Here is a 7,807-nt window from a genome sequence, read left to right as displayed (position 1 = left end):
CGTCTGATTCCCAGTCAGCGGGAGTTGTCTTCCCGGCCGTTGGGCCGTTCCGACGTCTCAAACCTTAGCGGATTCCCTCGGTCAACTCATAATCGAGTCGTTCGAATTGAATTTCGGCACGCCGAAATTCATCCCGTGAGGGAGATCGTGCTGGGTTGAGGTGCCGCTATCGCGGCGGGATGGCTGTCGCAGAACCGTTCCGGCTCCGTGACAACTCGGAGAACACTACGCATCGACCAGGGGGGTGTCAACCCCCCTCAGATGGCCTCGCGGGACGTCCTCAGTCGAGGTCCGTGAGCCTGCCGCCGGCGTCGGGCTGGCTCAGTTCCACCCGGCGCAGCAGGCGGATGAGGGCGTCGCCCAGGGCGCCGCGCTCCTCGGGCTCCAGGTCCTGGAGGAGCTTCTCCTCGAAGTCCGTGGCCATGCGCATCGCCTCCAGCCACTTCGTACGGCCCTCGTCGGTGAGCTCCACGATCACGCGGACGCGGTTGTTCTCGTCGCGGTCACGGGTGACCAGGCCCTCGCCGGCCATGCGGTCGATGCGGTGGGTCATGGCGGCCGGCGTGAGGCCGAGCCGCTTGGCCAGCTCGCCCGGGCCCAGGCGGTACGGCGCTCCGGAGAGGACGAGGGTCTTGAGGACCTCCCACTCCGCGTTGCTGATGCCGAGGTCGGCGAGCTGGCGGCCGTACGCCACGTTCATCCGGCGGTTCAGCCGGCCGAGGGCGGAGACCACCTTCTCCACCTGGGGGTCCAGGTCGCGGTACTCGCGCTGGTAGGCGGCGATCTGCTCGTCGAGCGTCGGCTCCTGCGGCTCTTGCGAGGCGGGGCGCTCGGGGGTGTCGGACATGGGTCCGAGTATTCCACGCTCCTCGTTGGCATTGAAGTCCTTCTATGTGTACTGTTAAGGATCGAACTTTAGGGTTGAAGTCTTGAGGGTTCAGGCGTACAAGCCTGAACCCGCGATCGAAGTGGGTGAGTGTGACCAAGGCGAGGGGCGCCGCGATGCGCCGGATTCAGGCAGGCAGCGCGCTGAGCGCGTTCGGACTCGGCTTCACCGTGCCGTACCTCTATGTGTACGTGGCGCAGGTGCGGGATCTGGGCGCGACGACCGCGGGTGTGGTGCTGGCCGTCTTCGCCATGGCCGCGCTCGTGGTGCTGCCGTTCAGCGGACGGGCGATCGACCGGCGCGGGCCCGTGCCGGTGCTGCTGGTCGCCTCGGGGCTGGCCGCGGCCGGTGCCGTGGCGATGGGGCTCGCGTCGAGCGTCCCGGCCGCGGTGGGCGCGGCCGCGCTGCTCGGTGCGGGGACGGCGGTGCTCCAGCCGGCGCTCGCCACGATGATCGTGTGGTGCTCCGAGCCCGTCGGGCGGACCCGTGCCTTCGCGCTCCAGTTCTTCCTGCAGAACCTCGGCCTGGGTCTGGGCGGTCTGATCGGCGGCCAGCTGGTCGACGTGAGCCGGCCCGACAGCTTCCTGCTGCTGTTCTCGATCGAGGCGGCGATGTTCCTGGTGCTGGCCGCGGTGGTCGGCACCGTGAAGACGGCCGGCTCGCCCGCGCTCCAGGGCGCGCGGCCCGCCGAGGGCGGCAGGGGCGGGATCCGGGCGCTGCTCGGTCACAAGGCGATGGTCCAGCTGTGCGTGCTCGGCTTCGTCCTCTTCTTCGCCTGCTACGGACAGTTCGAGTCGGGTCTGGCCGCGTACGGCACCGAGGCCGCGGGCATCGCGCCGTCGACGCTCGGCCTCGCGCTGGCCGCCAACACGGCGGTGATCGTGCTGGCCCAGTTCCTGGTGCTGAAGTTCGTGGAGCGCCGCAAGCGGTCCCGGGTGATCGCGGCCGTGGGTCTGATCTGGGCGCTGGCCTGGATCATCGCCGGGTACGCGGGTCTCGGGCACGGCAGCCAGGCGATGGCGACGGCCGCGTTCGTCTCCACGTACGCGCTGTTCGGTCTGGGCGAGGCGATGCTGTCGCCGACCGTGGCGCCGCTGGTCGCCGATCTGGCGCCGGAGTCCATGGTGGGCTCGTACAACTCGGCCTTCGCCCTGGTGAAGCAGCTGGCGCTGGCGGTCGGTCCGGCGGTGGGCGGTCCGATGGGCGCGTCGCTGCACGGCCCGTACATCGTGACCTTCGTGCTGTTCTCGTTGCTGGTCACGGTGCTCGCGGTCCGGCTGGGCAAGCAGCTCACGCCGGTGCAGAACCAGCCGTCGCTCGCCACGAAGCCCTCGCGGATCGTGGTGCGGCACCAGCCGGAGAAGGAGACCGCCGCCGCTGCCTAGTCGGGCAGGGCGAACTCGCACCACACCGCTTTGCCGCCGCCCGGAGTGCGGCGGCTCCCCCAGGACGAGGCGATCGTCGCGATGATGGAGATCCCGCGACCCGCCTCGTCCTCCGTTTCCGCCCTGCGGCGGCGCGGCAGGTGGTCGTCGCCGTCGGTGACCTCGATGATCAGCCGGCGGTCGGTGCGGCGCAGCCGCAGGCGCATGGGCGGGGTGCCGTGCTGGAGGCTGTTGGCGACGAGCTCGCTGGTGGCGAGGACGCCGAGGTCGCGGAGTTCGACGGGGAAGCGCCAGGAGGAGAGGACTCCGGAGGCGAAGGCACGCGCGCGCGGGGCGGCCTCGACGCCGCCGAGGAGTTCGAGGGCCGCGTTGTGGAACAGCTCGGCGTCGGCGCCGTCCCGGGCGGGGTGCTGGACGACGAGGACGGCGACGTCGTCGTCGTGCTCGGCGGTGGAGCCGGGGGGCAGGGCAATGGAGCCGGAGGCGTGCAGCCAGCCGCCGGTGCCGAGCGGGGGTCCGGTGGGGTCGCCGGCCGTGCGGACGGTGCCGTCCTCGTCGCGGACGAGGATCGGGAGGTGGCCTGCGGAGGCGTAGACGAGCTTGCCCTCGTTGGGGTCGTGGACGGCGTAGACGCAGGTGGCGATCTGGCTGGCGTCGATCTCGGCGGCGAGGCCGTCGAGCAGCTGGAGGACCTCGTGCGGGGGCAGGTCCAGGCGGGCGTAGGCGCGGACGGCGGTGCGGAGCTGGCCCATGACGGCGGCGGCGCGGACGCCGCGGCCCATCACGTCGCCGATGACGAGGGCGGTGCGGCCGGCGCCGAGGGTGATGACGTCGTACCAGTCGCCGCCGACGGCGGCGTCGGCGACGCCGGGCTGGTAGGTGGCGGCGATCCGCAGGTCGTCGGGCTGCTCCAGCTCCTGCGGAAGGAGGGAGCGCTGGAGGGTGACGGCGGTCTCGCGGTGCCGGCGCTCGCTGGCCCGGAGCCGCTCGGCGGCCTCGGCGTGGTCGGTGACGTCGGCGGCGTGGACGAGGACGCCGGCGCCTTCGAGGTGCGGGCTGTCGACGGGCAGGCAGGTGACCGTGTACGAGCCGCCGTCGGCGGTGCGGCGGGACTTCACGGTGCGGGGCTTGCCGCTGCGCAGGACCTGGTCGAGGAGGGGCAGCAGGCCCAGCTCCTCGGCCTCGGGGCAGGTGGCGGCGACGGTGGCGCCCGGGGTGCGGGGGCCGAAGGCGGCGGCGTACGCCTCGTTGACGTACGCGATGCGGTGCTCGGGGCCGTACAGGAGTGCGACGAGCCCGGGGAGGCGGCCGAGGAGGTCCCGTACGGAGAAGTCCTCCAGGGCGGGGACCTCGGTGTCCACGGTGTCCTCCGCGTGCTCGGGGTCCTCGATGCCCTCGGCGGGTCGCTCCGGCCGCGGACCGTACTCCCCGCGGGCGGCGGGCACGGAGCCTTCGCTCCCCCGCGCCGCGCGGCGCTGCGTGCCGGGGAGACGGGCGCTCCAACGGGTGAAGTTCACGGATCTGTATGCCTCGTGGTGTCGGTGCCGTGCGGAGTCACGCTGTGCAGGTGTGAGCCCACCTATGGTCACACGTCCAGTGTGGACGAGTGCACTGACAGTGATGTCAGGAGGACGGCCGGTCGTTCCCGTCGGAGCCGGTCTCGGGGGGCGGGGGCGGGGGTGCGGCCGCCAGTTCGAACTCGGCCCGGGGATGTTCCAGGGAGCCGAGGGAGACGATCTCGCGCTTGAAGAGGCCGGAGAGGGTCCATTCGGCGAGGACGCGGGCCTTGCGGTTGGCGGTGGGCATCCGGCTGAGGTGGTAGGCGCGGTGCATGAGCCAGGCCGGGTAGCCCTTGAGCTTGCGCCCGTACACGTGGGCGACGCCCTTGTGGAGGCCGAGGGAGGCGACGGAGCCCGCGTACGCGTGCGCGTACTCCTTGAGCGGGCGGCCCCGGAGCGAGGCGGCAAGGTTCTCGGCGAGGACCTTGGCCTGGCGGACGGCGTGCTGGGCGTTGGGGGCGCAGGGGGTGCCGGGTTCCGCCGCGGTGACGTCGGGGACGGCGGCGGCGTCGCCGGCCGCCCAGGCGTGGGGGGTGTCCGCGACGGCGAGGTGGGCGGTGCACCGGATCCGGCCGCGCTCGTCGCGGGGGAGGTCGGTGGCGGCGAGGACGGGTGCGGGTTTCACGCCGGCGGTCCACACGACGGTACGGGTGGGCAGGCGGGTGCCGTCGCTGAGGACGGCGACGCGGTCCTCGCAGCTGTCGAGGCGGGTGTCCAGGCGGACGTCGACGTTGCGGCCGCGGAGCTCGCGGATCGCGTAGCGGCCCATCTCCTCGCCGACCTCGGGGAGGATCCGGCCGGCGGCCTCGACGAGGATCCAGCGCAGGTCCGCGGGCTTGACGTTGTGGTAGTAGCGGGTGGCGTAGCGGGCCATGTCCTCCAGCTCCGCCAGGGCCTCCACGCCCGCGTAGCCGCCGCCGACGAAGACGAAGGTGAGGGCGGCGTCGCGGAGGGCGGGGTCGCGGGTGGACGAGGCGATGTCGAGCTGTTCCAGGACGTGGTTGCGCAGGCCGATGGCCTCTTCGACGGTCTTGAAGCCGATGCCGTGCTCGGCGAGGCCGGGGACCGGGAGGGTGCGGGAGACCGAGCCGGGGGCGAGGACCAGTTCGTCGTAGCCGAGGGCGACCGGGCCTGCGCCCTCCTCGTCGGTGGCGAGGGTGGTGACGATCGCGGTGCGCTTGGCGTGGTCGACGGACTCGGCCTCGCCGATGAGGAGGCGGCAGCGGTTCAGGACGCGGCGGAGCGGGACGACGACGTGGCGCGGGGAGAGGGAGCCTGCGGCGGCCTCGGGGAGGAACGGCTGGTACGTCATGTACGGGTCGGGGGTGACCACCGTGATCTCGGCGGTGCCGTCGGCGAGCTCCGCCCTGAGCTGCCGCTGGAGGCGCAGCGCGGTGTACATGCCGACGTAGCCACCGCCGACCACGAGAATGCGCGCAGGTTCCGTCACCGTCCCATGAGGCATCGCCGTCCGGGGTTTGTCCACAGGCCCGGCGAATTGTGTGACCGGAGGGGTACGGAGGCGCGGGGTGGCGCGCACGGCGCGGCGGGGCGCAACGGCGCAGGTCACGGCGGGCGCGGGTGGTGGGGCAGGGGGTGGGAAACCGGTGGCTTCGGTGCCTTGCTCCGATCGGGGGGCGCACCGTACGGAACTCCCCCTTCTGAATTGACCCGGACTCAACTATGTTCGTAGTTCGTCGGGGTGTCGGGTCGGCGTGCGCGCGGACCGATGGCGCACACCGGCCGGGAGCCCCGTATCAGGGCGGGGAGTCTCCGGGGGGAGACATCATGAGCGGGGGAACGCTTATGCAGATTCAGGATTCTCGTTGGCAGTCCGTCGTCGGCGCCGAGCGCGACGACCGGGGCGCGGGGGCCGTGGCCTCCGTGCCGACGGTCGGGAGCGCGCTGGCCGGCGGCACCGTCGCGGGCACGGGCACCGTCATGGGCGGTCCGGTGGCGGGCGGGCGCGCGGCGCCGCTGCGGGTCGACGCGCAGCGCAATCTGGAGCACGTGCTCCGGGCCGCGCGCGAGGTCTTCGGCGAGCTCGGTTACGGCGCGCCGATGGAGGACGTGGCCCGGCGGGCCCGCGTGGGCGTGGGCACCGTCTACCGCCGCTTCCCCAGCAAGGACGTGCTGGTGCGGCGGATAGCCGAGGAGGAGACCGCGCGGCTGACCGAGCAGGCGCGGGCCGCGCTCGGGCAGGAGGACGAGCCGTGGTCGGCGCTCTCCCGGTTCCTGCGCACCTCGGTCGCCTCGGGTGCCGGGCGGCTGCTGCCGCCGCAGGTGCTGCGGGTCGGCGTCGACGAGCCGTCGGCGGTGGACGGGGACGGCGAGGGCACGGCCCGGGTGCCGTCCCAGCGGGGTCTCGGCGAGCCGGGCGACGCGCGCGTGGTCGCGCCCCGGGCGGTGCCGGTGGACGAGCGGGACGACGCCGGTGCGGCGGAGCTCCTGGAGGTCGTCGGCCGACTGGTCGACCGGGCCCGTGAGGCGGGTGAGCTGCGGACGGACGTGACCGTGGCGGACGTCCTCCTCGTGATCGCCACCTCGGCCCCGGCGCTGCCGGACGCGGTGCAGCAGGCGGCGGCCTCGGCCCGGCTCCTGGACATCCTGCTGGAGGGCCTGCGCTCGCGGTAGCGCGCCGCGGTCGCCCGCCCGTCGGTCCGCCGGTCCTGTGGGCCGGTCGGACCAGCGGGTGTGACACGAACGTGTGAGCGGTTACGCCGGGGCGCGTGAAGTCGCCCCGGACGAGTGGTAAGTGGACGCGGCGCTTCGGCGTGCCCGCGTCGTGTGGCAGGCTGGGCCGGTGTTCGGGTCTGCGCATGCGTACGGGGGCTTCCGCGATGAGCGGTGAAGGTCGGGACGATCCGCTGGGCGGTGGCGGTGCCACGGAGGCCGAGGGGCTGCCGGCCCGGCAGGTCCCGAGCCAGGGAGGCCCGGGCGGGCCCCCCGCTGACGGTCCCGGCTCGCCGAAGTGCACGGGCGAACCCAGCGTGCCGCAGCAGCGCGAGGCCACCTCGGCCGGAGCCGCGCCCCTCGCCGTGCCCCCTCCCCTCGCGGAGGACGACCCGGCGGACGACGCCGACGGCGAGGGGGTGCTGCCGCCGCCGCGGGAGGCCGGGCCCTCCGACGCCGATCTGATCCGGCTCATGCGGGACGGCGACGACTCCGCGTACGAGGAGCTGTTCCGCCGCCACTCGGAGGCCGTACGGCGCTACGCCAGGACCTGCTGCCGGGACGGGCACACCGCCGACGACCTCACCGCCGAGGTCTTCACCCGCACCCTCCAGGCCGTCCGCGGCGGCGCCGGGCCCGAACAGGCCGTCCGCGCCTATCTGATGACCACCGTGCGGCGGGTCGGCGCGGCCTGGGCCAAGACCCAGAGGCGCGAGCACCTCGTCGAGGACTTCGCCGTCTTCGCCGCCGACGCCGCCCGCTCCTCCGAGGTCTCCGACCAGGACACCCTGGACCTCGGCGCCGAGGTCCGGGCCATGCAGGAGGCCGAACAGTCGCTGGCCATGCAGGCGTTCCGCTCGCTGCCCGAGCGCTGGCAGGCCGTCCTGTGGCACACCACCGTCGAGGAGGAGTCGCCCAGCGAGGTCGCCCCGCTCTTCGGCCTGACCGCCAACGCCACCGCGGTGCTCGCCAGCCGCGCCCGCGAGGGACTCAAGCAGGCCTACCTCCAGGCGCACGTCAGCCAGGCCCTCACGGCCGGCGGCGACTGCGCCCGGTACGCGGACCGGCTCGGCGCCCACGCCCGCGGCGGACTGCGGACGCGGGCCGAGCGCGGGCTGCGCAAGCACCTCGACGAGTGCGCCAAGTGCCGGGTCGCGGCCGGTGAACTCGCCCACGTCAACGCCGGGATCCCGGCGCTGCTCCCGGTCGCGGTCATCGGCTGGTTCGCCGCCGGCTACTCCCTCAAGGCCGCCGGCACCGTCGCCGGAGGAGCGGCGGGCGCGTCCGGCGCGGGCGAGGTGGCG

6 protein-coding genes are annotated in these 7,807 nt (G+C 73.7%); 3 read left to right on the top strand and 3 right to left on the bottom strand.

Features of this window, described 5'->3' with window-relative positions; genetic code table 11:
• Positions 1-280: 280 nt before the first annotated feature.
• Entirely contained in the window at positions 281-847 is a 567-nt protein-coding gene (locus tag IE321_RS39755) for a MarR family winged helix-turn-helix transcriptional regulator (protein WP_043232439.1), read from the bottom strand.
• A 155-nt stretch (positions 848-1,002) separates the two neighbouring features.
• On the opposite strand from IE321_RS39755, the gene IE321_RS39750 reads away from it, so the two are divergent.
• Positions 1,003-2,271, top strand: coding sequence for an MFS transporter (locus tag IE321_RS39750; RefSeq protein ID WP_190226520.1), 1,269 nt, complete (start codon positions 1,003-1,005; stop codon positions 2,269-2,271).
• On the opposite strand, the gene IE321_RS39745 is transcribed toward IE321_RS39750, so the two are convergent.
• Together IE321_RS39745 and IE321_RS39740 are read right to left on the bottom strand one after the other, a co-directional pair.
• Entirely contained in the window at positions 2,268-3,788 is a 1,521-nt protein-coding gene (locus IE321_RS39745; protein WP_190226519.1) for an ATP-binding SpoIIE family protein phosphatase, read from the bottom strand. The genes IE321_RS39750 and IE321_RS39745 overlap by 4 nt on opposite strands.
• Before the next feature lie 106 nt (positions 3,789-3,894).
• Positions 3,895-5,295, bottom strand: coding sequence for an NAD(P)/FAD-dependent oxidoreductase (locus IE321_RS39740; protein WP_190226518.1), 1,401 nt, complete (start codon positions 5,293-5,295; stop codon positions 3,895-3,897).
• Positions 5,296-5,636: 341 nt separating this feature from the next.
• Between IE321_RS39740 and IE321_RS39735 the strand changes: the two genes are divergently transcribed.
• Complete coding sequence (locus tag IE321_RS39735; protein ID WP_441349036.1) at positions 5,637-6,464, top strand: TetR/AcrR family transcriptional regulator; 828 nt, start codon at positions 5,637-5,639, stop codon at positions 6,462-6,464.
• Positions 6,465-6,670: 206 nt separating this feature from the next.
• The coding region (locus IE321_RS39730) for a sigma-70 family RNA polymerase sigma factor (RefSeq protein WP_190226517.1) at positions 6,671-7,807 on the top strand (1,137 nt) is incomplete at its 3' end.

Origin of the sequence: Streptomyces hydrogenans (assembly GCF_014656075.1) — a bacterium.
Classification (GTDB): domain Bacteria; phylum Actinomycetota; class Actinomycetes; order Streptomycetales; family Streptomycetaceae; genus Streptomyces; species Streptomyces hydrogenans.
Note: the sequence above shows the minus strand (reverse complement) of the source record. Positions and strands in the feature narration are given on the sequence as shown.

Coding starts and splice junctions, on each gene's coding strand:
- IE321_RS39755 (WP_043232439.1), bottom strand. CDS start 847: ATGTCCGACACCCCCGAGCGCCCCGCCTCGCAAGAGCCGCAGGAGCCG.
- IE321_RS39750 (WP_190226520.1), top strand. CDS start 1,003: ATGCGCCGGATTCAGGCAGGCAGCGCGCTGAGCGCGTTCGGACTCGGC.
- IE321_RS39740 (WP_190226518.1), bottom strand. CDS start 5,295: ATGCCTCATGGGACGGTGACGGAACCTGCGCGCATTCTCGTGGTCGGC.
- IE321_RS39735 (WP_441349036.1), top strand. CDS start 5,637: ATGCAGATTCAGGATTCTCGTTGGCAGTCCGTCGTCGGCGCCGAGCGC.